The organism is Candidatus Binatia bacterium (genome assembly GCA_023150935.1).
Lineage (GTDB): Bacteria > Desulfobacterota > Binatia > HRBIN30 > HRBIN30 > JAKLJW01.
Genome location: JAKLJW010000005.1, coordinates 100,466 through 124,664, shown reverse-complemented (window position 1 = coordinate 124,664; position 24,199 = coordinate 100,466). Strand labels below are relative to the sequence as shown.

Here is a 24,199-nt window from a genome sequence, read left to right as displayed (position 1 = left end):
GACTGGAAAGCGGTCGTTAGAAGGCGACGCGTTGTCAAAGAGGGAGCCGGCATGCGTGTGCAGCGTGTTATCGCGTTGTGGGGTGTGATTGCGACCTGCGCGGGTGGCGGGGTGGGGTGTGCGGCGAAAGGCCGCAGCGTGCGTCCGACTGTCGTGGTGGGCGCTGACGAGACCACTCCGATGCCGACGGTGCCACCGGCGACCCCGACGCCCGAACCGGAAGTCCAGGCCGTCCCCACCCGGGGCGGAGGCGATCCGAAGGCAAAACGTGGGCCGGGGACAGGCCCGGTCGTAACTCACTTTGGCGTGGCCCGGGCCGACGGTGTGGTTGTCGAACCCAAGTCCGTCGACAAAGACGGAACGCCGCTCTATCTGAGCCCGATCGGGTCGGGATTCATGATTGTGGTCGAAGGTAGACCGGGTGCCAGTGGGGAGGACGTCGGAAGACGGACGTTCGCGCACGTCGCTGACGACCCGAGTGTACGTCCGGACCTCGAGATCCAGGTCAACCACAACCTCGGCGACGGAAGCACGGCCGTGTGCGACCGCCGCCGTCCCACGATCGGTGGTATCCCCGCAATCAACCCGCCGAGTTTCGCCGAGACGCAACGGATCAGCGACGCGTTAAACGACTTTTCGTGCCGCTTCGAAACCTTCATTGAATCCGATTCCTCCTGCACCGTCGGAACGGGGGGGGACTATACGTTCGTCAAGAAGGACACCACGACCCAGTTCTGCTTGATAATTGCGCGTGCTTACGGGTTTCCGGTCGGCGATACACTGGTGACGGTGCGACTCCGCGACACGGCGGGGAATCCGGGGCCTCCTAAGCGGATGCGGATTCGGCGGCCAGCCGAGCCCCCGCCGCGGCCGAAGTGACGGTCGGGTCACTCACGGAGCCGTGCTTCGTGGATCGGCGGAGACGCACACGATCGCGAGAAGATGATCGCAAGAGAGGGGGTCGCTCGATGAAAGCGTCTCAAGTGTGGATAGCGGTGCTGCTGCTTACCGGCGGCTGTGGCGGTTGCGAACGGCCCCCGGTGCCATCCGGCACCGGCGGTGGTGCGGCGTCAGGGGCGAAGCCGCCTGCGGTAGCCACGGCCACCGCAGGGTTGCCGCCGCGTGCTACCCCTGCGGCAGCAGCGCCCGGCGGCGCCCCCGGGGTGCCGGGTGCCGCGGTGCCCGGCGGGATCCCTGCCGACGAAGGCGACTGCATCGTCATCGGCGACGCCACTCCCGATTACGGTGCACCGCCGCTCAACGTCGAGTTGAGCGCCGAAGCCGAGTGCAGTGCCGGCCAGCCCAAGTTCCGCTGGGATTTCGGCGATGGCTCAGCGCCCGTGGACCAGGCCAATACCACTCACACGTATAAGAATCCCGGGGATTTTACGGCGGTTATCACCGTCACCGGGCCCGATGGCTCGACGTCTACCGACGAGATCGACATCACCGTAGAAGAGGACGCGGCCGACCTGGAGTAGGTCTGATCGACCGTAAGGCACGCGCGGGCAAAAAAAGACCCCGGAGTCGAAGCGGCTAACCGCTCGACCCGGGGCCAATGTGTTCTTAGCCTCGATGCGGGTCAGGCAGGGCGCTTGAACAGGCTCTGCATCTTCATGGCGAGGCCCATGTCGCCCGCGATCTTCAGCTTGCCGCTCATGAAAGCCATCTGGCCGTTGAGCTTGCCGGCGATCATGTCGATGTAATCCTGTGCCGCCATCGTCATGGTCATATTCGGCGACGCATGCGAACCTTCGGCCACGCTTGCCGCGCCGTCCTTGATCGTGACGTTGTAGTTCCCCCCGCCGTCGCCGGACAGGTTGAACTGGATCACCGCGTTCATCCCCTTCGCAGCGTCGGCGTTGAGGCTGGCCGGCATAGCGCTGAAGATCGCCTTGATTTCCTCTGTCGTTGCCATTGTCACACTCCTCCTTTTGGGCTTCGAGGGGCCTGGCAGAGCGCCCTCATAATTAGCGTAGGTTGTTGGACCGGGTGCGAGTTCTGATGCGCCTCCGTTTCCCCCACCACTCTCGTTGGCCCGATCTGCCAAGCCTCTTATGCGAGCGAAGCAGTCATGTCAATCATGGTGCCGACGATTTTCATGGGTCTGTCGGCGGATCCCGGCGGGAGGCGGGCGGCGCGGTGCGTGGCGGCTGACTGCCGGCGATCGTCGAGGGCAGATTCAGCGTTCCACCGATGTTGGAGTAAGGGAAGTGCCTGGCGTTCACGTGGGCGTGCACAGGCATGCCCGGGCCGTCGTGGATTTCGTAGTCGAGTGGCATCGGCCCCAGCATGCGCAGAACGTCATGCAGCAGGGCTGCGAACGTTGCCCACCGCCTGGCCGGCAGATCGACAGCGCGAACCCAGTCATCGAGGCAAACAACCTCGTAGCTGCGGGGAAAAGCGCCAAACGGGCAGAAATAGGCGACACAGCCGTCCCGTTCCGCGAGCACGAAACCGCGACTGTGAACGAAACGGTAGATGTCCTTCCACAAACCGGGATCACCGATAGTCACCTCGCGCTCGCGGGCGAGCACGGGAAACGTGAGATCGGACCCGATCACCTGACTGTGGACGTGGGGTTGAGAGGCGCCGGAGTCCCGGCCCTGGTTCTTGCGGAGTAGGACACTGCGAACCGAGGGGTTGGCATAGGCCTGGCGCGCTACATCGACGGCGGCGGCGATCAACGCCTGGAATTGAGCCGCTGGGAGCATGGCCGTGTAGAGGAGGTCGTCGTGCCCGCGAGCGTTGTCGGCAAAGTGGCGCGGATCCTCGACGATGACGTACGACTCGTTTCGTCCCCCCGTGCAGCATTCCGGGATGCGGGGGATCAAATTGCGTACCGCGCGTATGAGCCAGCTACCGGAGGTTGCGCCGGACATCGCCCGTGCCGGCGCGACGCGCAGGATCTCATCGGAAGACCGCTCCTCGTTGCCCGGACAGAAGGGGCAGGAGCGCCGCGCCTCCTCGAGTTCGGCGCGCAGTCGCGCGGCGTAAAGCGCCGGGTCTTCGGGGCTCCCGCGTAAGAGCGCCTCCTGCGCCCGCCGCCCGAAGCCACTCTGCTTGCGGTGCACGTGGGTGAAATAGGTCAGCACACCCGTGAACGGGTTGCGTATCCAGACGAGTTCGTTGCCGTCTTCCCGGTATTCCAGCGGCATGGCAATGGCGGCCGGAATTCCACGCGGGAACTAGCCGGCGATGGAGCGGCGAGGCGAGTTCGCGGCGTGCTCCGAAGCGACCCTCTCGGTTACTGCCACTGTGGTTCGAGGTTGATGTTGGCGGTGCCGAACAGGCAGGGGCTGTCGAGCGTGAGATCGAACGTGCCCCCCTTACCGGGCGCAAGCTCACCCGGGTCCACATCCGCCTGCTCCTGCATACAAACCGTACCCTGAGTTTCGTCCACCACGGTGACTTCCACCGTCACGTTGGATACCGGCTCGCCCCCGGAGTTCCGCACCCGACCCATGACGCGAACCGATGAGGGGCTAATGCGCGGCGTCTTTTGCGATAAGATGATCACGCGTGCCGGCCCACTCGGTACGGCCTCCGTCGGCGTCCCGGCCGCCACCGCATCGGTCCCTGAAGCAGGGTCGGCGTCCGCAGCGGCCTCGGCAGGACGACGGACAATGGGTGGAGCATTGACCATACGCTCCTCCACCCCCTTGCCGTCGGATGGCGGGGAGTCCGAGAAGTGCACCACGCCCCGATCGTCAGTCCACTTGTAAAAGGTTTGCGCTACGCCAGACGAAGCGACCAGCAAGCCCAGAACGCCGAGCCCTGAGACCCACGCGCGGCGCGAGATGTTTACACGCATTTGACCTCACTCTACGGCCGCGCTGCCGATCAGTCAATTCTGAGTTCGCCGGCTTGATTCGCAGCGAGTCGGTGGTTAACCCCGGCCCAGCTCGAACAGATGGGACCGAGAACGATGACGGGAAGAGAAGCCGTCTTAGAGGCTTTCGATCGATTGTTCGAACGGGCGGTGCTGCGCCTGCGCGTCGAGTGCGCGGCCGACGAGCGTGAGGAGGCGCGGCAGCACTTCCTCGAACGCTTCGATGGCTTGTTGGCTCTGGCGGACCAGGCGTCGATGCCGAGCATTCCGAATGAAGTGATGGAGGCGATGGAGGCGAAGGTGGATCAGGTTTCGCCGGCCCAGCTCGCCGGCTACCTCGCGGCCATCCCACTCGTCCAGGAGACGGCCGCGGTTCTGCAACGCATCGCCTATCTGGCGGCGGAGCAAAGGCTGCTGGAGCACGTCATCGGGCAGGCCGACGGGCGCTACGGCGGCAACTGAGCGCGCGGCGGGCAGGCCGCCGTCGATTGCTCGCGTCTGCCGGGACGTTTATGCTGTGCCAATCGATGGCAAACCCCACGGCGTCCTTGGCGGTCGGTGCGGCAGCGGTACTCGCGGGCTGCACATTCACTCTGAGCGGATGCGCCACCTTGCGCTCCATGTTTTCGTCCGGCCGACCAGCTCCCTGGTCGACCGAGCTTGGTCCCGCGCAAGCGGGTAGTGCGCCTATTCCACCCGATGCCGAGGCATTGGGTCATTTCTTGAAAGCGGAAATCGCCGTCAATCAGGGCGATCAGGAAGTCGCCATGGAGGAGTACGAGAGGGCGGTTGAGGCGGATCCCGATACCGCCCTGCTGCGCAGTCGGTTGGCGATGCTGTACGTGAGGGCCAATCGCTTGCAGGACGCCATGGAGCAGGTGCGCCAGAGCGTGGTGCTGGAACCTGAGAACGCGCAGGCGCGGATACTGTTGGCGGGGATTCTCTCGGCCGGCGGGGACGACGACGCAGCGGTGCGCGAGTATCAGAACGTCCTGCAACTCGATCCGACGAACCAGGAAGCCCATCTCTTTCTGGGCGCCCTCTATGGAAAGCAGGGTCAGTACGAGTTGGCCGTCGGCACCCTCGAACGGCTGACGCGCATGAACCCGACTTCGTTCCTCGGTTATTACTACCTGGGCCGCGTCCACGCCGCCGCACGTAACTACCCGACCGCCGAGAAGGCTTTCGACCAGGCTCTAAAGCTCAATCCCCATTCGGAGATGGTGCTCCTCGACATGGCGATGCTTTACGAAGCCCGGAACGAACCGGATCGCGCCATCGAGATCTACCAGCGCATTCTGCGTTCCGAGCCGCAGAGCGCCGCGGTACGCCGGCGCCTTGGCGGCCTGTACGTCGGCCAGCGTAAGCTCGACGAGGCGCTCTCCCAGTTCCGCGAGCTCGAGAAGCTCGAAAGCGATCCGCAGGAAACGCGCGTCAAGATCGGGCTCATCTACTACGAAAAGGGCGATTTCGATCGCGCTGCAACGGAGTTCACGCTGGTGCTCGCGGCGGAACCCGGCAACGACCGCGTGCGGTACTACCTGGGGTCGGTGTACAGCGAGCTGAAGGATTATCCCCGCGCGCTGGACGCCTTCGAGCGCGTGCCGAGCTCGTCCGATTTCTACGGCGACGCCTGCGTCCGAATGGGATTCATTTACCAGAAGCAAGGCAAGCTCGATCAAGCGATCGACGCCGTGCGACGCGGGCTCGACACGCGCCCCGACAGCTCCGACCTTGCCGGCTTGCTGGCGTCGATGTACCGGGAGAAGGGCGACCTCAGCAAAGCCATCGATCTGATGCGGGGGCTGATCGCCAAGGACCCGAACAACGATAAGTACCGGTTCACGCTCGGCGCTCTGTACGACGAGGCCAAGGATAAGAACGCCTGCATCGAGGAAATGCGACGCGCGATCGAAATCAACCCCAACAACGCGCCCGCATTGAACTACCTCGGGTACACGTATGCCGAAATGGGCACGCATCTCGAGGAGGCCGAGAGCCTCATCCAGCGGGCCCTGGCGATCGACCCGAACGACGGATATTACGTCGACAGCCTCGGCTGGGTGTACTTCCAACGCGGTCAGTATCCGGCAGCGGTTGAGCAGCTCGAACGCGCCGTGGAACTGACCGGTGAGGACCCGACGATCGTCGAACACCTTGCCGACGCCTATCGGGAGACCGGCCGGTGGCGCGAGGCCCTCAACCTTTACCAGAGCGCGCTCTCGCGTACGAAGGAACCCGAGCAGGCGGACCGCCTCAAGGGTAAGATCCGTGCCATCGAGAGCACGCGGTCTTCGAGCACCGAACGAGAATCCTGAGTCCCGCAACCGTGCCCTCCTCCCTACGCCCCCTGCGCCTCGCGGTTGCTACGGCGATCGTCTGCGGACTGAGCCTCGGCGGCTGCGGCTTACGCCGTCAGGCGGAGATCCCACCTTCGACGACGCTGCCGACCCCGCAGGAGCTCGATAGCGTGGTATCTTCACGGCGTGAATCGGTCAGCACGCTCAGAGCCCTGGCGCGGGTGCGCATCAAGGACCCCGCCGGGACGGTGGCGTCGCGCGAGGCCATTGTGGTTGCCCGCCCGGCACGGCTGCGGGTCGAGGTTCTCTCGGCCTTCGGTTCGCTCCTCGTCTTCACCGTCGATGAGGGACAGCTTCGCGCCTACGCCAGCGGAGAGGATACGGTCTACACCGGCACGGCCTCACCTGAGAACCTGTCGCGCTACGCCGGGGTTGGACTTGCCCCGGACCACCTCGTCGATCTCCTGTTGGGAACGCCGCCGAGCCAGCCGGGAGCCGCCGGGGGAGAGGTGGCCGTCGATTCCGGTACGGGCTGGATCGCGCTCACGCAGCCGATGGTCGGTGGCAGTCGGATCACCTGGTTCACGGCAGCGTGGTTGCCCGTGGCGGTCGAGGACCGCAACGATGCTGGCGAGGTGCTCTGGCGAGCCAGCTTCGACGGCCATGAGACCTACGCCGGTGCCTCGCTGCCGACGCGCATCATTCTGGAGGCGCCCCCGCTGGGTCGCGCCGTCGACATCGCCTTGAACGACATCGACGTCAATCCACGGCTCGATGCCGCCGCCTTCGCGCTCCGCGCCCCGGCGGGAGCGCGAGTCGTATCCCTCGATACAGCCGGGGAGTGAGCGCCAGTTCGACGATGCCGGTGCTGGAAGTGCGTGGCCTGTGCGCTTCCTTGTCGACGCCGCGAGGTCCCGTGCGCGCCGTCGACGGTATCGACTTCCGCGTCGAGGCGGGCCGCACCCTGGGGATCGTGGGGGAGTCAGGTTGCGGCAAGACGCTCACCGCCCTGTCTTTGCTACGACTACTGCCCCCCACCGCCCGCGTGACCGGCGGGAGTGTGCGTCTCGACGGAAGGGAACTGCTGCACCTGAACGAGCGCGCCATGCGGGCTGTGCGCGGCGGGGCGATCGCGATGGTATTCCAGGAGCCCATGACCTCGCTCAACCCGGTTCTGACGGTGGGCGAGCAGATCGCGGAAGCGGTACGCCTACACGAGAGAGCGAGCCGACGCGCGGCGCGGGCACGGGCAGTCGAGATGCTGCGTCGCGTCGAGATCCCGGCGCCGGAGAGCCGCGTCAATGCCTACCCTCACGAGCTTAGCGGGGGCACGCGCCAGCGCGTCATGATCGCCATGGCGTTGGCGTGCCGGCCGCGAGTATTGGTGGCTGACGAACCGACGACTGCGCTCGACGTGACTATCGAGGCCGCCATTCTCGACCTGTTGGCCGTCCTGCAGGCAGACTCCGGCATGGCGCTGATCCTGGTGACACACGACCTCGGCGTGATCGCCGAACGGGCCGACGAGGTGCTCGTCATGTACGCCGGTCGGGCGGTGGAGTTGGCGTCCGTGCCGGCGCTGTTCGCGAACCCGCTCCATCCCTATACCCGGGGCCTGTTGCGAGCGATTCCCGGTCTCGAACCGGCGCCGGCCCGTCGGCTCGAAGTGGTTCCCGGTCTGGTACCGGAACTCGACGCACTTCCCTCCGGATGCCCTTTTCGGGATCGCTGTCCGCAGGCCGTGGATCGCTGCGCGATCGAGGAGCTGGCCCTGGGCGTTCGGGGACCGCATCACCGCGTCGCCTGTTTGCGGGTCGAGGAGGGGACGGCGTGACGACCGTGGAGCGCCGCGCGGAGGTCTTACTCGAGGCCCGCCATCTTACGAGGCACTTCGCCGCCGGCGGTGGCATCTTCGCCGGAGGACCTGTGGTCCGCGCGGTGGAAAGCGTGGACCTGCAGGTGCGTGCCGGCGAAACGCTGGGAGTGGTTGGCGAGTCGGGCTGCGGCAAGTCGACGCTGGCTCGCTTGCTGGTGCGCCTCGAGCAGCCGACCTCCGGAAGCGTCTGGTTTGACGGCGTCGACCTGACCACCCTTGGAGGCGCGGAGCTGCGCCGACGTCGCCGCGACCTGCAGATCGTGTTTCAAGACCCCATCGGATCGCTGAACCCGCGCCTGCGCGTGGAACACATCGTTGCCGAAGGTCTGGCGATCCACGGCATCGTGGCCGGTCCGGCGCGCCGTCAGGCGGTGCTGGCCTTGCTCGCCCAGGTGGGTCTGCGTCCGGACACGCTCGATCGCTTTCCGCACGAACTCAGTGGGGGTCAGCGCCAGCGAGTGGGGATTGCCCGCGCCCTTGCCGTGCGGCCGCGCGTCATCGTCGCCGACGAGCCGGTGTCCGCGCTCGACGTCTCGGTGCAGGCCCAGATCATCAATCTGCTCATGGACCTCCAGGACGAGCTTCATCTAACGACGGTGTTCATTGCGCATGACCTTCGAGTTGTGAAACATATAAGCGATCGGGTGGCGGTCATGTACCTTGGCCGAATCGTGGAACTGGCGGACTGCGCTGCGCTCTATCGCCAGCCCCGCCATCCTTACACACGCGCCTTGCTGTCGGCCGTGCCGGTTCCTGATCCGGCGGCGCGGCGCGAGCGCATACGCGTCGGCGGTGATGTGCCGAGCCCGGTCGCTCCGCCGTCCGGTTGCGCGTTCCACCCCCGCTGCCCGCATGCGGTGAAGCAATGCGGCGGGGAGCGGCCCCTGTTGACGCCCGGGTCCGACGGGCATGCCGTGGCCTGCCACGTATTTCCGGCGTGAGTCGGGTTGACGGCTCGTTGAGGAGGATAGCCGTGGTATTCTCGAGGCGGAGTGGGGAGATGACCAGCGGTCCGAGCGACGCCGACGCCGGCTGGACGAGCGGCGAGGACGTCAAAGTGGCCGGGGCGGTTCCGGTGTTGCGGTCTTCGCTCGGTCCAGACACGGTGGTAAGCGGGCGGCTCAGTTTCAACGCGCCGACACGGATCGATGGGACATTGCGCGGCGAAGTGAGGGCCACCGACCTGCTCGTAGTTGGCGAAAGAGGGTTCATCGAGGGCGCCGTGCGCGCCCCTCACTTGATCGTTCTCGGCGAGGTCAGGGGCGATGTGCTCGGTGCGGAACGTGTCGAGATCGGCGGGAGCGGACGTCTCATCGGCACCGTGGAGGCCACCAGCCTGATCGTCAAGGACGGCGGCTGCCTCGATGGCGATTGCCGGATCACGCCGCGGAGAGTTGCCGGGAGAGTGCCCGTGCCCGGGACCGGCGCGCGCTGAAGCGAAGATCGGGGCGGGCTGCGGGGGCGGGCTGCGGGGCCGGTACGCGCGACCCCTCGCAAGCCTCGATCTGCTCCGGAGCGCGTTGTCGCCCCTGCCGGCAGTGACGTAGAAGGCAATCGAGGGCGCCGATCATTCTTTCAATCTGCCGAAGTCGCTCGGCCGCGAGCCGGCCGCCGTGTGGGACGAGATCGTCGATACGTATACGCGGTGGCTGCACGCGCTGCCCTGACGGGCGACGCAACGAGGAGGGACCCATGTCCGATGAGAAGGCACCAACAGCGCCGGGGCAGCAACTATCGATTCAAATAGATCCGCAGCACGCCCCCGGGGTGTACGCCAACCTCATGATGATTACGCACCGGAAAGAAGAGTTCGTACTCGACTTTCTTTTCGTCCAGCCGCAGCGCACACCCGACGGCCAGGCTATCGCCAACCTGCGAGCCCGTGTCATCACGACGCCGGAGCACGTCAAACGCATCCTCAAGGCCATCGAGGAGAACGTCGGGCGCTACGAGGCGGCCTTTGGCCCCATCTCGGCCGCTACGGACCTGCCGAAGGTGGTGCACTGAGGCACGGGACGGGCACCGCGCACAACGAACCCCCTCCGTATGGTAGACTCCTGGGAGATGTCGCGCCCCGGCTGTGTCGATGTCATCCTGTGCGGGTACCGTAACGACCTTGCGCGCGCTCGCGTCATCGACTGGGTGAAACACCAACCGGCGCGACCGGCCGGGCCCGCGGCTCTGAGCTCGGAAACGGTCACGCCGGTGCGGCTGTTCGCCGAGCTCGATACGGAGGCGGCGGCGACCTTCGCAGCGCAACTGCGCGACCTCGGCGCCCAGGTGCGAGTCGAGGCCGCACCGACGCGGATGCCGTCGTCTGGCTCGCGCGGTCGTGGGGCGGGAGCGGGCATGCGCTGGTTGGCTGCCGCGACGGCTGTCGCCGCAATCACGGCGTGGCTGGCGCCCGACCTGTCGGGGCGGCGCCCGGCGCCCGCGCGTCCCCCGGTCGCCCCGCAGGCAGGACCCGCGGCGCTTGCCCCCGATCCCTCGGCGGGAGTCGCCGGTGCCGATGACGCCGGTGCCGGACCGGGTCCGGCGGTGGACGCGGGAACTTTCCGGACGCAAGTCGAGGAGATCGAGGGCGACCTCGAGGGCAATCCCGAGCACCCCGTCTTATTGCGCAATCTGCAGACGGCCCTGCACAACTGGGGCGTTGCCGAGCTCAACGCCAACAACCTCGCCGCCGCCGTCGAGCACCTCGGCGCGGCGGCGGAGCTGGGCGAGAGGGCCGAGGTTCTGCAAGCGCTTGGCATAGCACGGCTGCGTCAGGGCCAGACGGCTGAAGCCGCAGAGCTGCTCGAGCGGGCCCTCGAACTGGTGCCCGGCAGTCGGGGTACGCTGCTGGCCCTGGCGGACGTTTACACTCAGCAGGATCGGCGTGCCGAAGCGCTCGAACTCTTGCAGCGGGCGCGCGATAACGGTCCGACGGAGCCGGAGCTAGAGCGGCGAGTCCAACAACTCGGCCGCGAAGTCGATGCCGAGTGGGACTTCGTTGCGGTGCACGATCCGCATTTCCGCATTTCGTTCGGCGACGGCGGCGACCAGTCGGCCGTGCGGGTCATGCTCGATGCCCTCGACGAGGCTTACTACAGCGTCGGAGCCAAGTTCGACTATTATCCGGACGGGCGCACGCCCGTCGTGCTATACGCACAGCAGGATTTCCACGCCATAACCCAGACCCCGGATTGGGCGAGCGGTGCTTACGACGGCCGGATCAAGTTCCCGGTGCGGGGCCTGACCGCCGACAACCCGCAGCTGGCCCGAATCGCGCGGCACGAATACGCCCACAGCGTCATTCGCCGACTCGCCGGCACGTCGTGCCCCGTATGGCTCAACGAAGGACTGGCCGTCTGGGCGGAAGAGGACAGCGAGGGAGAGCGGGTCGCTTGGGCCGAGGAGCGGATCAGTAATCGGGAGCTGTTCGAGTTGCGCGACCTCACGGGGTCGTTTATCGCGCTGCCCGCCGAGCGCATCGATGTGGCTTACGCTCAGAGCTACCTTACCGTGCGTGCCCTGATCGATCGCTACGGCGCTGCCCGGCTCCGCCAGTTGCTGGCGGCGATGGGTCGAACGGGAGAGTTTGCGACGGCTTTTGCGGACGTTTACCGGGAGGACTTCGCCGCCTTCGCGAGCGCGCACATCGAAGATCTGACCAGGTGACTGGCGAGGGAATGGAGACGGTCGGCCGCGCGTCGGGCAGGAAGTCGAGGAAACGGTCGGTCGCGGAATTCGCGCACCGCCGGGGAGGCGCCTCGATCGCAGTTTACCGGGAGCCGGGACGGAGGGATCGATGAGGCTCTTGCACACGATGATTCGCGTCAGGGATCTCGACGCGGCCATACGCTTCTACTGCGAAGGGCTGCGGATGACGCTCCTGCGCCGGAAGGACTACCCGGACGGCCGTTTCACGCTGGCCTTCGTCGGTTACGGCGAGGAAGCCGACCATACGGTGATCGAACTGACCCACAACTGGGACACGCACTCGTACGAGTTGGGCACGGCATTCGGCCATCTCGCCATCGGCGTCGAGGACATCCACCACACCTGCGAGCGGTTGCGCGCCAGGGGCGTCAAGATCGTTCGCGAACCCGGCCCGATGAAGTTCGGCAGCACCGTGATCGCCTTCGTCGAGGATCCGGACGGTTATCGGATCGAGTTGATCGAACGGCGTTGACGCCCGCCCAAGGCTCGATTTTCCCGGTCTGTGCGCTGCTCGTCCGCACGGACCCGCCTTACCGCCGCGGCAAGGCCGGCAACGTCACTCTGGTTCAGGGGTAGGGAAGCGCTCATGGGCACCATGGCGGCGCGCAGCGCTGACTCGACGGCCGGCTGGCGCAGGGCAGGCTGGCACCGGTGCAATTCGGCGATCAATTGAGTGGTTGCGGTCTGAATGGCAAGCCGCAGGGTGGCAATATCGATCAGGTTGGCAACCGCGGCCGGTGGGGTTGCGCGTTGAATGTGCTTTGACAGCCGAATGAGCCGGCGGATCAGCGGTCGCGCCGTGCGCGGATCGAGCCCGACCTCCCGGGTTGCCGCCCACATACTGTCGAGCACGCGGCGCTCCTGCCTGAGATCGGTGACCGGAAGGCCGTCCCGGTGTTTTGCGGCCGCGACATACGGCATCAACTGGAAGCGCGTCTCGATGACCGACGCAATCGCTTCGAGGCACATTTCCTCGGCGCTGTGCGATGCGGTGGCGCCGAGCCAGGTTCGCCTCTGGGCATCGACGAAGCCATCGCCCTCGCGCTCGGCCAGCCAGGCGTCGAGCGTGGGTATCGAGTCAACATGGGCGAGTGGAACGGCGTACGCCTTCCGATCTCGGGTGAACGGTCCGAAGACGACGAATCCGTACGGACGCCAGGCGCGTGCCTCGGCGCTGTCGCTGATCACCGCGTCAACCTTGCGGCCGCGCAACAGTCCAGCCAGCGAGGCGTTGTCCGCTACGGGAGTGATCGCGGCGCGCGAGAACCGCGCGCGCGCCACCCGCTCGAGATGTCCGCCGGCGTTCACGGCAACTCGAATGTCGCGGCGGTTCAGGTCCTCCGCCCGCCGCAAACGGTTGCCGTCCTCGGCGCGGACCACGGCGACCGCGCCCGTCAGCGCGTAAGGGCGAGTGAAGGCGAACACCGGCAGCCGGTCGCTGCGAACGGTGACGCCGCTCATGGCGACGTCGAAGCTGCCGGCGTGGCCCTGCGGCAGCAGATCCGGCCAACGCACCGTAACGAAGGCAACCGGACGACCCAGATCGCGGCCGAGCCGCTCTGCCATCAGGATGTCGAACCCGCGCGCCGCGCCCTCGTCGAGAAAAGAGAACGGCGGGTAGTCGTGGCTGGTGGCAACGTTCAAGGGCGCCGGGTGCGGGGTGGCAGCGGCGAGCGTTCCGGTTAGGTTGTTGAAAGCGACGACGAGGACGAGCAGATTACGCAGGCACATTGAACGGTGACCGGGAGCGTTGACACGCGCCGGGCGTGAAGGCAAGACCCTGACGGCCAGTGGCCGCGCTCGCGGCCGTAACGACACGAGGTGAGGATGGCGAATCTGACGCAGAGGGAATTTCAGGAGGCGGTCGAATTGCTGGCGGGAAATCTGGGCCTTCAGCGGCTGCGGGACAAGCTTGTCCGCCTGAACGGGCTGGTGACGCGGCGCAAAGCGGTATCCGCGGCGAGTCTGGCCGATCAGTTGTACCTGCTCTCGGGCGGGCTGCGGCGCCAGGTGCCGACGACGTTCGCCTTCTACGCGATATGGAACGAACACCTCCACGATAAACTCGGCGAGGACGGCGAAGAGCGCATCGAGAAACTCGCCGAAGCCGTCAACGCGTGCCTCGGCGACAACGACCAGGTCGCGGTCGAGAAGGAGGGGGAACTGGATACTGCGCTGGCGGCTTACCAGGGTGCTCTGGTGGCCAGTGCCGGCCCGGAAGTGGCGCGCCTCGACATGCTCCTCAAAGCGGTGCCGGCGGTTGCCGCCCGTCTCCGTTCCAACCCACCGCCAGCGGCGGGTCCAGCCCCTGAGTGACGGCAGCCGGCGGCCCGACCGCTTCCGCGGCTGCTATGTCAATCGGTGGCCGCTATGCCGCGGCGGTTTCCGGCCACGAGCCTGTGCCTCTGACACGCCTATTTCATGACCTCGTCGCACAAGGCGCCCCGACTCGCCGACCTGCTTGCGGGCGTCGATTTCGCGGTCGTGGCCGGTGACCCGGCGCAGCCGGTGCGCGCCGTCGTCGCGGACTCCCGTATTGTCGAACCCGGCGACGTCTTCGTCTGTCTGCCCGGCTATCGGGCGGACGGCGGCGAGCTGCGGGCCGACCGCCACGACTTCGTCGCGCAGGCGTCGGCTCGCGGGGCCGTCGCGGTCGTGGTTGAACGCGCGGTCGAGGTGCCGGCCTGCGTCACCGTGCTCCGAGTGGCGAATGCGTGGAGTGCAATCGCATCCATGGCATGCGCCTACTACGGCAACCCGTCACGGCAGTTGTGCATGATCGGCGTTACCGGAACGAGCGGGAAGACCTCGACGACCTACTTCATCGAATCGATCCTGCGCGCTGCCGGCTGGTCGGTGGCGCGCTTTGGCACCATCGAGTACCGTTTCGGCGATGTTGTCGAGCCGGCGGTGCAGACGACGCCGGAGGCGCCCGAGCTGCAGCGGCTCCTCCGGCGCGCCGTGGATATGGACTGCCGCGCCGTGGTCATGGAGGTGTCTTCGCACGCGCTGGCTCTAAGGCGCACCGACGGCATCGCGTTCGACGTTGCGGTGTTCACGAATCTGAGTCAGGACCACCTCAACTTCCACGCCGACATGGAAGATTACGGCGACGCCAAGCGGAGGCTGTTTGCGTCGCTGGGGCGCCACGGCAAGCGGGCTACGGCGGTGATCAACGCCGACGATCCCCGCGCGGCATTCATGCTCGACGGTTGCGCTGCGGCGCCGCTTACGTTTGGCATCCACGCGGCGGCCACAGTGATCGCCCGTGGGGTTCGGCTCGGCCTCGACGGGACCCATTTTGTGGCGACGACCCCGGCCGGCGACATTGAGGTGCGGCTCCCGCACCTCGGGGACTACACCGTCTATAACGCCCTGGCAGCACTGGCGAGCGGGCTGAGCCTGGGTATTGCCCCGGCCACGATGGCGCACGGTCTGGCCGTTGCGCCGCCGGTGCCGGGTCGCTTCGAATTGGTGGCTGGCGGGCAGCCGTTTCAAGTCGCCGTGGATTACGCTCACAAGCCGGACGCTCTGGAGCGTCTGTTGCGGAGCGGCCGTGCTCTGGGGCCGCGTCGGATCATCACGGTATTCGGCTGCGGCGGCGACCGCGACCGCGGCAAACGTGCGTTGATGGGAGAGATCGCGGCGCGCGCGAGCGATCTGGTGTTCGTGACCTCGGACAACCCGCGTTCCGAAGACCCGGAGGCTATCGTGGCCGAGATCCTCGCCGGCGCGCGGCGCGTGCCGAACGCCGGCAATCGCGTTCGCAGCGATGTCGATCGGGCGCGGGCGATCGCGGCGGCGATCGACGCGGCTGAACCGGGCGACCTGGTGCTGATTGCCGGCAAGGGGCACGAAACCTATCAGCTCTTCGCCGGCCGCCGCGTCCATTTCGACGATCGCGAGGTCGCCCGTGCCGCCCTGGCTAGAAGGTATCGGGGGCGCGAGGCGATGCCGGCGAGTTGAGCGGGAAGATCAACCCACCCCGAGAAGGCCGGTGTCCCGGAGGGTCAAGGTGACTGCGGAGAAGCGAGCGCGCGAAGCCGCGGATCAGGCGCTCCCTTCGATCAGGCGCCGGTAAAGGCCGAGGTGGCGCGTCGCGTCGGCGGGCAGATTGAGTTTCTCGAACAGACTCCCGAGGTTGAAATGGGCGTCGGCGAACTCGGCGTCGAGGGCGATCGCTCGTTGGTAATGTGCCACCGCAGCCGTTGGCTGACCGAGGTCCTCGAGGGCCACTGCAAGGTTGAAATTACCCACCGCGTCTTCGGGGGCGTGGACCAGAGCCTGTCGATAGTGGTCGGCGGCTGCCGCCGCGTCCCCGCTCTCGTGCAGGAGCCGCCCGAGGTTGATGTGCGCGTCGGCGAAAGTCGGATCGATCTCGATGGTGCGCCGGTAGGCGTCCCGGGCCGCCTTCGTATGCCCGGCCTGCTCGAGCACCAGCGCGCGGTCGTAGCACCGTCCCGCTTCCCGCCGACCCTGCGCGGTGTCGGCGCCGGCCGCGACCGGCGCCGGACTCGCGGTGGTGCGTCGTACCTGTCTGGCCAGTTCGTCGACGGCGAACGAAAACACAACCTGGCCGTCCTCCGGTTGCCATGCGGTGTGGCCCTGGCGGACGACGACGCGGCGGCCGCCAGCAAGGATGCGCACCCCGGACAAAGGCCGTTCGGCCGGGAGCTGTCGGGCGAGTTGCGCCAGGACTCGCCCCACGCGTCGCGCCGGCACGTTCGCCGCCCGCAGTCCATACGCGGTGCGCAAGAGGACCAGATCTTGAAACGAAAACAGAAACCACGTCCCGGTTCGCTGCGGGCGTCGCCCGCCGGCGCGTGCCAGACGCCGCACACGCGCCGGGCTGACCCCCAGTATGCGCGCCACCTCGACGGTCCGGTACAGGTGCGCGGACTGCGCCGCCCGGCTCGCCCGTGCCGCCGCGCCCGCCACGCCGTCAGAGTGCAGGGATAAAGGCATCGACCACCGTCGTCGCAAACCGTCGGCGCTGCATATCATTCTCAGCCGGGGCAGGCGAGCGACTTCCGCACCGACCCGGTCAGGGAATGCAACATAATCGCATTCTTCCACTTTCCTTTGGCGCGCCAGACGGGTAGATTCCCAACAGTTCCAAGGTGCGCGCGCACCGAGCCGCCCGGTGGTCCCGAGCGGACCTCGCACAGGCGGGGATGAGGTGGCTCTCTAACGTGCGCGCGTCCGGGTTCCGTCCCACGTGACGCTGTCGAGTTACGCCGGCCACGAGTGCTGGACGGAGGAACAAAGGAGATTGGCGCATGACGATGAGCGGCCCAAGCGGTTCCGGCTCCGGAGGCGGCAACCCCGCATCCGCGGGTGGATGGATGTGTGCGGGAGGCGAAGGCGGACACGGCCGGGATGCGGGCGGTCAGGGCGGCGGCGGACGGCGCAAGCGACGGCGCCAACGGGCGCAGCGGCAGAAGCGGCGGCGCCCCCCTCATCTCGGTGGCGGGGGAGGGGGCGGGGGGCACATCGACCACGTGAGCCGCGAGCGGATGTTTCAGGACATCGAGGGACTCCTGCGGCAAATCCGCGAACGGGCCGAGGAAACGCCGCTGTGGACCCCGGAGCAGATGAACGACTTCACCCAGGCGGTCACCGGTTTTACGCGCTTTCTGGAAGAAGAAGGGGGTCAGATCTCGGACCGGACGATGAACGAGTATCATCGCGTGCGCGATAAGCTCAGCCAGGCCCTGAGGCTTTGAACGGTGGCGGCGCGATCGCCGTCCGGCGACTTCCGGCGCTGTTCCACGACTCTCCATGATCGCGCTATTGCGACGTCTCGGCTGGAGTCTGGCCGTTCTCGCCGGCGTAAGCGCATTGACCTTCTGCCTCGCCTTCGTTGTCCCGAGCGACCCGGCGCGTACTGCCGCGGGTCCGAAGGCCGACGAGCAAACGTTGAAGAACATTCGCCGCGAACTGGGGCTGGATCAGCCCGTCGCGGTGCAGTACGTCCGTTACCTGAGCCGCCTGCTGCGCGCTGACCTCGGTCGCTCGTACCTGACTCGCCAGCGCGTGCTCGACGCCATCGCGGAACGTCTGCCGGCGACCGCCGCCCTGGCGAGCGTCAGTCTCGGCCTTGCGGTGCTCGCCGGCGTGCTACTGGGTCTGCTCACCGCGCCGCGCCAGGGATCCACATTCGACTTCGGCATGCTGGTCGCATCCCTGGTGGCTTTGTCGTTGCCGGTCTTCTGGGTCGGCATGGCGCTCCTGTACGTATTCGCGTACCGATTGCGCTGGCTGCCGCTGGGCGGGTACGGCCTGCTCAACGTCGTCCTGCCGGCGGCGACGCTGGCGCTGGGGCAGGGGGCTTACTACGCCCGCGTCCTGCACGCCAATCTCGGCGAGGTGCTGCGCGCCGACTATATCCGCACGGCGCACGCCAAGGGCCTGCCGCCGCGAACCATCTACATCAAGCACGGTCTGCGCAACGCCTTGCTGCCGCTGGTAACCCTGATCGGCCTCGACTTCGCCGGTTTGATGAGCGGCGTGGTGCTGACCGAAACCGTCTTCAACTGGCCGGGACTCGGACGGCTCGCCGTTGAAGGCGTCTTCAATCAGGACATTCCGGTGATCATGGGCACGGTGCTGTTCGGCGCCCTGCTCGTCGTCCTCGCCAACGTCGCCGTCGATGTCATCTACGTGCTCGTCGATCCGCGGTTGCGCCGGCGCCGTTGACTGGAGCTAAGTAAGATGGCTGCACCGGTGGCCGCGGGAAAAGGGCTGCAACGCCGGCTGACTGCCGTCGGCGGCGCGATGATTCTGGGCCTGGTCGCCGTTGCGGCGGCCGCGCCCGCGATTGCCCCGTACGACCCTTATCGCGCCGTGGCGGACAGTTTCGGCGAACCGGCGCCGCCGCAGCGCGCCCACCCGATGGGCACGGACGAACTCGGCCGTGACGTCTGCAGCCGCGTCATCTACGGAGCGCGCGTGTCGCTGCTGGTCGCCGTGGTGGCGACGACGATCGCCGTGGTGCTCGGCGTGACGGTCGGCGCGTTCGCCGGCTACGCGGGCGGATGGGTGGATACGTTGCTCATGCGGCTTACCGACGTGGTGCTGGCGTTTCCGGCGCTGTTGCTCGCAATCGCCCTGGCGGCGCTTTTCGAGCCGGGCTTGACGACGCTGTTCGTAGTCATCGGCATCGTCGGCTGGACAACCGTGGCGCGCACCGTGCGCAGTGAAGTGCTGTCGCTGAGGACACGCGATTTCGTGCGGGCGGCAGTCGGTCTCGGTGCGGGAGACCTGCGGATCGTGATCCGGCATATCCTGCCGAACGTCGCACCGACGATTGCCGTCATGGCGGCGTTGTCGACTTCGAGCACGGTGCTGCTGGATGCCGGCCTCAGTTACCTCGGGCTTGGCGTACCGGTACCCGTTCCGAGTTGGGGGCGGATGATCAGCGAGAGTCAAATGTACTACCGAACGGCGCCGTGGCTGATGCTATTTCCCGGCCTGGCGATCGTCTACACGGTGGCCGCCTTCAATTTCCTCGGTTACGGCCTGCTGGCCCGGTTCCAACGCGGAGGCACGGGACGATGAGGAGACGGCCGGCATGGCCGCGCCGGGGCATTCTCGCCGTGTGGTTCGTGCTGGCGGCATGCAGCGGCGAACCGGCCACCGGGGGCCCGGCCGGAAACGTCCTGCGCCTCGCCGATCAGGACGACATTCCGACCCTTGACCCGGCGCTCGGGTACGACGTTGCTTCGTGGCAGTTCGAGGAGATGTTGTTCAGTACTCTGATCGGTTACGACGACGAGGGGCGCTTGCAACCCGAGGTAGCGACGCGCTGGGAGGTGTCACCCGACGGGCTAACCTACACCTTCCACCTCCGTGACGACGTCCGGTTCTCGACCGGCCGCGCGGTTACCGCGGACGACTTCCGGTTTGCCGTGACCCGCGTGCTGTGGCCCCGTACCCGCTCACCGGGCGCGGAGTTTTTCCGGGGCATCACCGGTGCCTCCGCGTGCAGCGACGAGAAGTGCGAACTGAATGGCGTCGACACCCCGGCACCGGGGATCCTGCGCATTCGGCTAACGGAGTTCGATCCGCTATTCCTGCACAAGCTGGCCATGCCGTTTGCCGCCGCCGTTCCGGCGGAGGAGGTCGAGCGCTGGGGTGAAGACTTTGCGCGGCATCCCGTCGGCAGTGGGCCGTTTGCCCTGCGTAGCTGGCAGAGCGGGCAACGGCTCGAATTCGCGCCGAACCCTCATTACTGGGAGCGCGGGGTCCCGCGCCTCGACGGCATCGTGCGGCAGGTTGGGGTTAACGAACAGCTCGAGTGGCTGAAGTACGAAGCCGGAGAGTTGGATGCGACCTCGATTCCGCCCGCGGAGTTCCCGCGCGTTACCTCCGATCCGGCGTACAAGGAACTGTTGCGCCGGGAGACGACCCTGCGCACCAACTACCTCGGCATGAACACTCGACGGCCGCCGTTCGACGACCGGCGGGTGCGCCAGGCGATGAACCATGCCGTCGACAGAGAGAAGCTGCTGCGCCTGATCAACCGGCGCGGGGTGCCAGCGCGCGGGGTCCTGCCGCCGAAGATGCCCGGGCACAACGCCGCGCTGCGCGGGTACGACTTCGATCCGGCGCGGGCGCGGGCACTGCTCGCCGAGGCCGGTTACGCCGCCGGTTTCACCACCACGCTCTGGGTGCGCGCCGACGACACCACCCTGCGCCTGGCGCAGTCGCTGCAACAGGATCTGGCGGAGGTCGGCGTGAACTTGCAGATCAAGTCGCTGGCCTGGGGGCCGTTTCTCGAAGCGGTGCGCACCGACCCGGAAGTGCCGATGTTCTTGCTCGGCTGGGAGGCTGATTTTCCCGACCCGAGCAACTTCCTCGACGTGCTGTTTCACTCGCGTTCGATCGGCACGAACAACAACACCGGCTATGCCAATCCGCAACTCGACGCGCTGCTGGAGGAGGCGGCGCGGACCGTGGATCCGCAGAAGCGCCTCGATTTGCTGCGCCTTGCCGAAGAGATTGTCGTCGCGGACGCGCCGTGGGTGTTCCTGTTCCACCCGGCGAGCTTCCGGTTGCTGCATCCTCGCGTGCGCGACTACCGAATGCACCCGTTTCGTCCAGAGCGCCTCGATCGCGTCTGGCTGGCCGACGGGAGGGACTGAAGCCGGGAGAGCGCTGCGCCGTCAGCGGGCGGCGCGAACAACCGGCGGGGCCACCTGCGCTCACGGCGCACGGCCGTCGCGAACGGCGCCGGCGGCTATGAGGGCGTCGATCTCCGCGTCGGCCAGTCCCGCTTCGCCGAGAACCTCGCGCGTGTGCTCGCCGATTTCCGCCGGACCTCGACGCAGGGCAGCCGGAGTGCGCGACAACTTGATCGGACTGCCGAGGAATTCCCGACCGCCCACGCGGACGACGAGACCTCGTGCCTGCACCTGCGGATCGGCCAGCGCCCGGTCGATGGTGTTGATCGGGCCGCACGGAATCCCGAGCGCGAGCATGCGCTCCAGCCAGTGCTCAGTGGGCTGCTCACGAAGGCGCGCTTCGATCGCCAACTTGAGATCGTCCCGGTTCATGACTCGGGAGATCGGACTCTCGAATCGTGCATCGTGCTGGAGCCCGGGCAGTTCGATCGCTTCGCAAAAGCGCTTCCACAGGTTCTGGTTGTTCACCCCCACAACGATATGACCGTCGGCGGTGCGCAGCGCTTCGTAGGGGGCCGCCAGCCGGTGACGCGAGCCGCGCGGTTGGGCTACCTCGCCGATGGTGAAATAAAGCCCCGCTTCCCACACCGTGTACGCCAATGCCGATTCGAACAGGGTGGTTTCGACCCGCTGTCCCTCCCCGGTCTGCCGTCGATGGGCCCACGCGGCAACGACGCCGAGGGCGCCGAAGGTGCCGGCATTGAGGTCGGAGATGGGTACGGCGGTCGAAGCCGGATCGCCGCCCGGTTCACCGACGATGCTCATGATACCGCTCATGGCCTGCGTAACGAGATCCAGTCCGCCGCGATCGCGGTACGGCCCGTCGTGGCCGAACCCTGAAATCGAGCAGTAGATCAATGCCGGGTTAATGGCGCTGAGGTCCGTGTACCCGAGACCGGCCCGATCGAGGACGCCGGGTCGGAAGTTCTCGATCCAGACGTCCGCCCAGGCGGCCAGGCGGCGCAGGGTGGCTGCCCCGTCGGGGTGGGCGAGGTCGACGGCGATCGCGCGTTTATTGCGGTTGATGAAGTCGTAGGCGCGAAAAGGTCCCACGCTGGTGCGTGTCACCTCGCCCTGCGGGGGCTCGATCTTGATGACATCGGCACCGAGGTCCGCCAGCATCATCGAACACCAGGCGCCGGCGATCACGTGTGTACAGTCGAGCACCCGCATGTCCCGCAGCGGCCCCGCGGATGCGGGCGTGTCGGTCATCGGTCGTTACCTCCGCCGCCGCTGTCCACCCAGCGTTCCCAGCACTCCCCGCAGGATTTCACGGCCGGCACTGCGAGCAAGACTTTTCGCCGCCACTTGTATGACACCCTCGCGCCGACCGCCACGGGGGCCGGTCGAACCCCACAGGAGGTCTTTGAGTTGATCCATCATGCCACCTTCGGACTCGGGAACGGGTGTCCGGGTCTCGCCGCCTCCCTCCGGTAGCCCAGGGGGCGCGGCGGTCCGTCGCTCGAGTATCTCGTACGCCGACTCGCGGTCCACCGGGCGCTCGTAGGTTGCCGCCAGAGGCGACGCCTCGATCCGGGCGCGCCGCTCCGCGGGTTCGATCGGTCCGATTCGGCTGGCCGGCGGGAGCACGTTCGCGCGCTCCACCGGGCTGGGGACGCCGGCTGCGTCGAGACAGGAAACGAGCGCCTCGCCGACAGCCAGCTCGGTGATCGCCGTCACCACGTCGAAGCCCGGATTCTGGCGCATCGTTCTCGCCGCCGTCCTCACAGCGGACTGATCTTTGGGCGTGAAGGCGCGCAAGGCGTGCTGGAGTCGGTTTCCCAGTTGTCCGAGCACGGTCTCGGGCAGGTCGAGCGGGCTCTGGGTGACGAAATACACCCCGACCCCCTTCGAACGAATGAGGCGGACCACCTGTTCGACGCGCTCCAGCAGTGCCTTCGGGGCGTCGGTAAACAAGAGGTGCGCCTCGTCGAAGAAGAAGACGAGCTTCGGCCGTTCCGGATCCCCGACCTCCGGGAGCTCCTCGAAGAGCTCTGCCAGCAGGAAGAGCAGAAACGCCGAGTACAGCCGCGGGGTGTGTAACAACCGGTCGGCCGCGAGGATGTTGATGACGCCGCGCCCGTTGTCGACTCGCAGCAGATCGCCGACGTCAAAGGCCGGTTCGCCGAAGAACGCTTCGGCGTCCTGCTCTTCGAGTTCCACGAGGCCCCGTTGAATCGCCCCGACCGAGGCCGGGGCGATGTTCCCGTAACGGGTCTTCAGTTGAGCGGCACGATCGCCGACGAACTGCACCATCGCGCGCAGATCCTTGAGGTCAAGCAATGGCAGCCGATGATCGTCGGCGACCTTGAACGCCACGGTGAGCACTGCCTGCTGTGTCGCGTTGAGGTCGAGCACACGGGCCAGCAGCAACGGACCCATCTCCGTCACGGTGGCACGAACCGGCAGGCCCTGACTGCCGAAAACGTCCCAGAACTCGACGGGGAAACCGGTCCACCGGGGCTCAGGGATGTGCAAGGCTTCCAGGCGGTCACGCAACTTCGTCGTCAGGCTGCCCGCTGCGGCGAGCCCCGAGAGATCCCCTTTGACGTCCGCCAGAAACACCGGCACGCCGGCGGCGGAAAGGCGTTCGACGAGGACCTGTAAGGTCACCGTCTTGCCGGTGCCGGTGGCGCCGGCAATCAGTCCGTGCCGGTTGGCGAACTGCGGTAGCAGGCAGATCTCGCGGTCACCGACCCTCGCAATGGGCAAAGGAGAAGTCATCGTTGCGGGCCGCATACCGCATTCGCGGACGCGATACCACGGCGAATGCGTGGTCGGGTCCGTTGACTGCGAGCCGAAGCTCGGCGGGGCCGTATGCTCGATCCGGGGTCCGGTCGAGCCTCAGTTGGCGGGCGCTTGCCGGCGGCGGGGTAGCCCCGGGGGTCGCCGGCCCTCACACCGGTCGAGCGGGCCGCGCGCGGGCTCACTGGAACCGACGGAGTCACCCCTGTTCTGGGCGACGCGAAGGCGGATTCGTTGAAGCCCTGCGGGGCATGTGTTAAGCGCTCGCCGATGGCTCTGAGTCGAGACGAGGTGCACCGCGTCGCGTTGCTGGCGCGATTGGATCTTAGTGGGGAGGAAGAGGCAGCGATTGCCGCTCAACTCGACCACATCCTCGCGCACTTCCAGGAACTGTCGAGCCTGGAGGTCGACAACGTCGAGCCGACCGCGCACGCTGCCGACGTGAGCGACGCCTTCCGCGACGACGCTGTGACCAACCCCCCGGCCGACGAGGCGCTGCGAGCGAATGCACCGGCTCGCGACGGGGATTTCTTCAAGGTACCGAAAATCATCGAGTGAG

Annotated in this window: 25 protein-coding genes; 18 read left to right on the top strand and 7 right to left on the bottom strand. The window is 67.0% G+C overall.

Annotation, left to right across the window (positions count from 1 at the left end; translation table 11 throughout):
- The first annotated feature begins 51 nt into the window (after positions 1 to 51).
- Together L6Q96_05580 and L6Q96_05575 are read left to right on the top strand one after the other, a co-directional pair.
- Entirely contained in the window at positions 52 to 879 is an 828-nt protein-coding gene (locus L6Q96_05580) for a hypothetical protein (GenBank protein MCK6554040.1), read from the top strand.
- A gap of 89 nt (positions 880 to 968) precedes the next feature.
- On the top strand, positions 969 to 1,481 hold the full coding sequence (locus L6Q96_05575; protein ID MCK6554039.1) for a PKD domain-containing protein: 513 nt from the start codon (positions 969 to 971) through the stop codon (positions 1,479 to 1,481).
- Positions 1,482 to 1,582: 101 nt separating this feature from the next.
- On the opposite strand, the gene L6Q96_05570 is transcribed toward L6Q96_05575, so the two are convergent.
- The 3 genes from L6Q96_05570 to L6Q96_05560 form a co-directional block, all read right to left on the bottom strand.
- On the bottom strand, positions 1,583 to 1,918 hold the full coding sequence (locus L6Q96_05570) for an SCP2 sterol-binding domain-containing protein (GenBank protein ID MCK6554038.1): 336 nt from the start codon (positions 1,916 to 1,918) through the stop codon (positions 1,583 to 1,585).
- Between the two features lie 181 nt (positions 1,919 to 2,099).
- A complete protein-coding gene (locus tag L6Q96_05565) occupies positions 2,100 to 3,158 on the bottom strand; it encodes a DUF4921 family protein (protein ID MCK6554037.1) in 1,059 nt (352 codons plus the stop codon).
- A gap of 89 nt (positions 3,159 to 3,247) precedes the next feature.
- Positions 3,248 to 3,814 carry a DUF4124 domain-containing protein gene (locus tag L6Q96_05560; protein MCK6554036.1) on the bottom strand — a complete coding sequence of 189 codons (567 nt, stop codon included), beginning with the start codon at positions 3,812 to 3,814 and terminating at the stop codon, positions 3,248 to 3,250.
- 114 nt (positions 3,815 to 3,928) lie between these two features.
- On the opposite strand from L6Q96_05560, the gene L6Q96_05555 reads away from it, so the two are divergent.
- From L6Q96_05555 to gloA, 9 genes are all read left to right on the top strand, one after another.
- Complete coding sequence (locus L6Q96_05555; protein MCK6554035.1) at positions 3,929 to 4,294, top strand: hypothetical protein; 366 nt, start codon at positions 3,929 to 3,931, stop codon at positions 4,292 to 4,294.
- Positions 4,295 to 4,554: 260 nt separating this feature from the next.
- On the top strand, positions 4,555 to 6,150 hold the full coding sequence (locus tag L6Q96_05550) for a tetratricopeptide repeat protein (protein MCK6554034.1): 1,596 nt from the start codon (positions 4,555 to 4,557) through the stop codon (positions 6,148 to 6,150).
- 11 nt (positions 6,151 to 6,161) lie between these two features.
- The gene (locus L6Q96_05545; protein ID MCK6554033.1) at positions 6,162 to 6,977 is read left to right on the top strand and encodes a DUF4292 domain-containing protein; all 816 of its coding nucleotides are present in this window, start codon (positions 6,162 to 6,164) and stop codon (positions 6,975 to 6,977) included.
- 14 nt (positions 6,978 to 6,991) lie between these two features.
- Entirely contained in the window at positions 6,992 to 7,966 is a 975-nt protein-coding gene (locus L6Q96_05540) for an ABC transporter ATP-binding protein (protein ID MCK6554032.1), read from the top strand.
- Positions 7,963 to 8,949: a dipeptide ABC transporter ATP-binding protein gene (locus L6Q96_05535; protein ID MCK6554031.1), complete on the top strand. Its 987-nt coding sequence runs from the start codon at positions 7,963 to 7,965 to the stop codon at positions 8,947 to 8,949. The genes L6Q96_05540 and L6Q96_05535 overlap by 4 nt, the downstream gene beginning before the upstream one ends.
- A gap of 59 nt (positions 8,950 to 9,008) precedes the next feature.
- Positions 9,009 to 9,443, top strand: a complete 435-nt coding sequence (locus tag L6Q96_05530; protein MCK6554030.1) for a polymer-forming cytoskeletal protein — start codon at positions 9,009 to 9,011, stop codon at positions 9,441 to 9,443.
- Positions 9,444 to 9,700: 257 nt separating this feature from the next.
- Entirely contained in the window at positions 9,701 to 10,015 is a 315-nt protein-coding gene (locus L6Q96_05525) for a DUF3467 domain-containing protein (protein ID MCK6554029.1), read from the top strand.
- 39 nt (positions 10,016 to 10,054) lie between these two features.
- Positions 10,055 to 11,668 carry a tetratricopeptide repeat protein gene (locus L6Q96_05520; protein MCK6554028.1) on the top strand — a complete coding sequence of 538 codons (1,614 nt, stop codon included), beginning with the start codon at positions 10,055 to 10,057 and terminating at the stop codon, positions 11,666 to 11,668.
- A gap of 130 nt (positions 11,669 to 11,798) precedes the next feature.
- Positions 11,799 to 12,182: a lactoylglutathione lyase gene (gene gloA, locus L6Q96_05515; protein ID MCK6554027.1), complete on the top strand. Its 384-nt coding sequence runs from the start codon at positions 11,799 to 11,801 to the stop codon at positions 12,180 to 12,182.
- On the opposite strand, the gene L6Q96_05510 is transcribed toward gloA, so the two are convergent.
- Positions 12,152 to 13,441, bottom strand: a complete 1,290-nt coding sequence (locus tag L6Q96_05510) for a transporter substrate-binding domain-containing protein (GenBank protein ID MCK6554026.1) — start codon at positions 13,439 to 13,441, stop codon at positions 12,152 to 12,154. The two genes, gloA and L6Q96_05510, sit on opposite strands and share 31 nt — an antisense overlap.
- Positions 13,442 to 13,537: 96 nt before the next feature.
- Between L6Q96_05510 and L6Q96_05505 the strand changes: the two genes are divergently transcribed.
- On the top strand, positions 13,538 to 14,026 hold the full coding sequence (locus L6Q96_05505; GenBank protein ID MCK6554025.1) for a hypothetical protein: 489 nt from the start codon (positions 13,538 to 13,540) through the stop codon (positions 14,024 to 14,026).
- A 105-nt stretch (positions 14,027 to 14,131) separates the two neighbouring features.
- A complete protein-coding gene (locus L6Q96_05500) occupies positions 14,132 to 15,676 on the top strand; it encodes a UDP-N-acetylmuramoyl-L-alanyl-D-glutamate--2,6-diaminopimelate ligase (protein MCK6554024.1) in 1,545 nt (514 codons plus the stop codon).
- 84 nt (positions 15,677 to 15,760) lie between these two features.
- Here L6Q96_05500 and L6Q96_05495 read toward each other — a convergent pair whose 3' ends face one another.
- Positions 15,761 to 16,675: a tetratricopeptide repeat protein gene (locus tag L6Q96_05495; GenBank protein MCK6554023.1), complete on the bottom strand. Its 915-nt coding sequence runs from the start codon at positions 16,673 to 16,675 to the stop codon at positions 15,761 to 15,763.
- A 314-nt stretch (positions 16,676 to 16,989) separates the two neighbouring features.
- Here L6Q96_05495 and L6Q96_05490 point away from each other — a divergent pair, with 314 nt between their 5' ends.
- The 4 genes from L6Q96_05490 to L6Q96_05475 are packed head-to-tail and all read left to right on the top strand — an operon-like array spanning position 16,990 to position 20,856.
- Positions 16,990 to 17,436 carry a hypothetical protein gene (locus tag L6Q96_05490; GenBank protein ID MCK6554022.1) on the top strand — a complete coding sequence of 149 codons (447 nt, stop codon included), beginning with the start codon at positions 16,990 to 16,992 and terminating at the stop codon, positions 17,434 to 17,436.
- A 55-nt stretch (positions 17,437 to 17,491) separates the two neighbouring features.
- Positions 17,492 to 18,409, top strand: coding sequence for an ABC transporter permease (locus L6Q96_05485; protein ID MCK6554021.1), 918 nt, complete (start codon positions 17,492 to 17,494; stop codon positions 18,407 to 18,409).
- Between the two features lie 15 nt (positions 18,410 to 18,424).
- The gene (locus tag L6Q96_05480) at positions 18,425 to 19,270 is read left to right on the top strand and encodes an ABC transporter permease (GenBank protein MCK6554020.1); all 846 of its coding nucleotides are present in this window, start codon (positions 18,425 to 18,427) and stop codon (positions 19,268 to 19,270) included.
- Complete coding sequence (locus L6Q96_05475; protein MCK6554019.1) at positions 19,267 to 20,856, top strand: ABC transporter substrate-binding protein; 1,590 nt, start codon at positions 19,267 to 19,269, stop codon at positions 20,854 to 20,856. The genes L6Q96_05480 and L6Q96_05475 overlap by 4 nt, the downstream gene beginning before the upstream one ends.
- A 60-nt stretch (positions 20,857 to 20,916) precedes the next feature.
- Here L6Q96_05475 and L6Q96_05470 read toward each other — a convergent pair whose 3' ends face one another.
- On the bottom strand, positions 20,917 to 22,107 hold the full coding sequence (locus L6Q96_05470) for a CoA transferase (GenBank protein MCK6554018.1): 1,191 nt from the start codon (positions 22,105 to 22,107) through the stop codon (positions 20,917 to 20,919).
- 6 nt (positions 22,108 to 22,113) lie between these two features.
- Positions 22,114 to 23,619 (bottom strand): DUF853 domain-containing protein, encoded by a 1,506-nt coding sequence (locus L6Q96_05465; protein MCK6554017.1) that lies wholly within the window; start codon positions 23,617 to 23,619, stop codon positions 22,114 to 22,116.
- A gap of 291 nt (positions 23,620 to 23,910) precedes the next feature.
- Between L6Q96_05465 and gatC the strand changes: the two genes are divergently transcribed.
- Positions 23,911 to 24,198, top strand: a complete 288-nt coding sequence (gene gatC / locus L6Q96_05460; protein ID MCK6554016.1) for an Asp-tRNA(Asn)/Glu-tRNA(Gln) amidotransferase subunit GatC — start codon at positions 23,911 to 23,913, stop codon at positions 24,196 to 24,198.
- The last annotated feature ends 1 nt before the right edge of the window (position 24,199 follow it).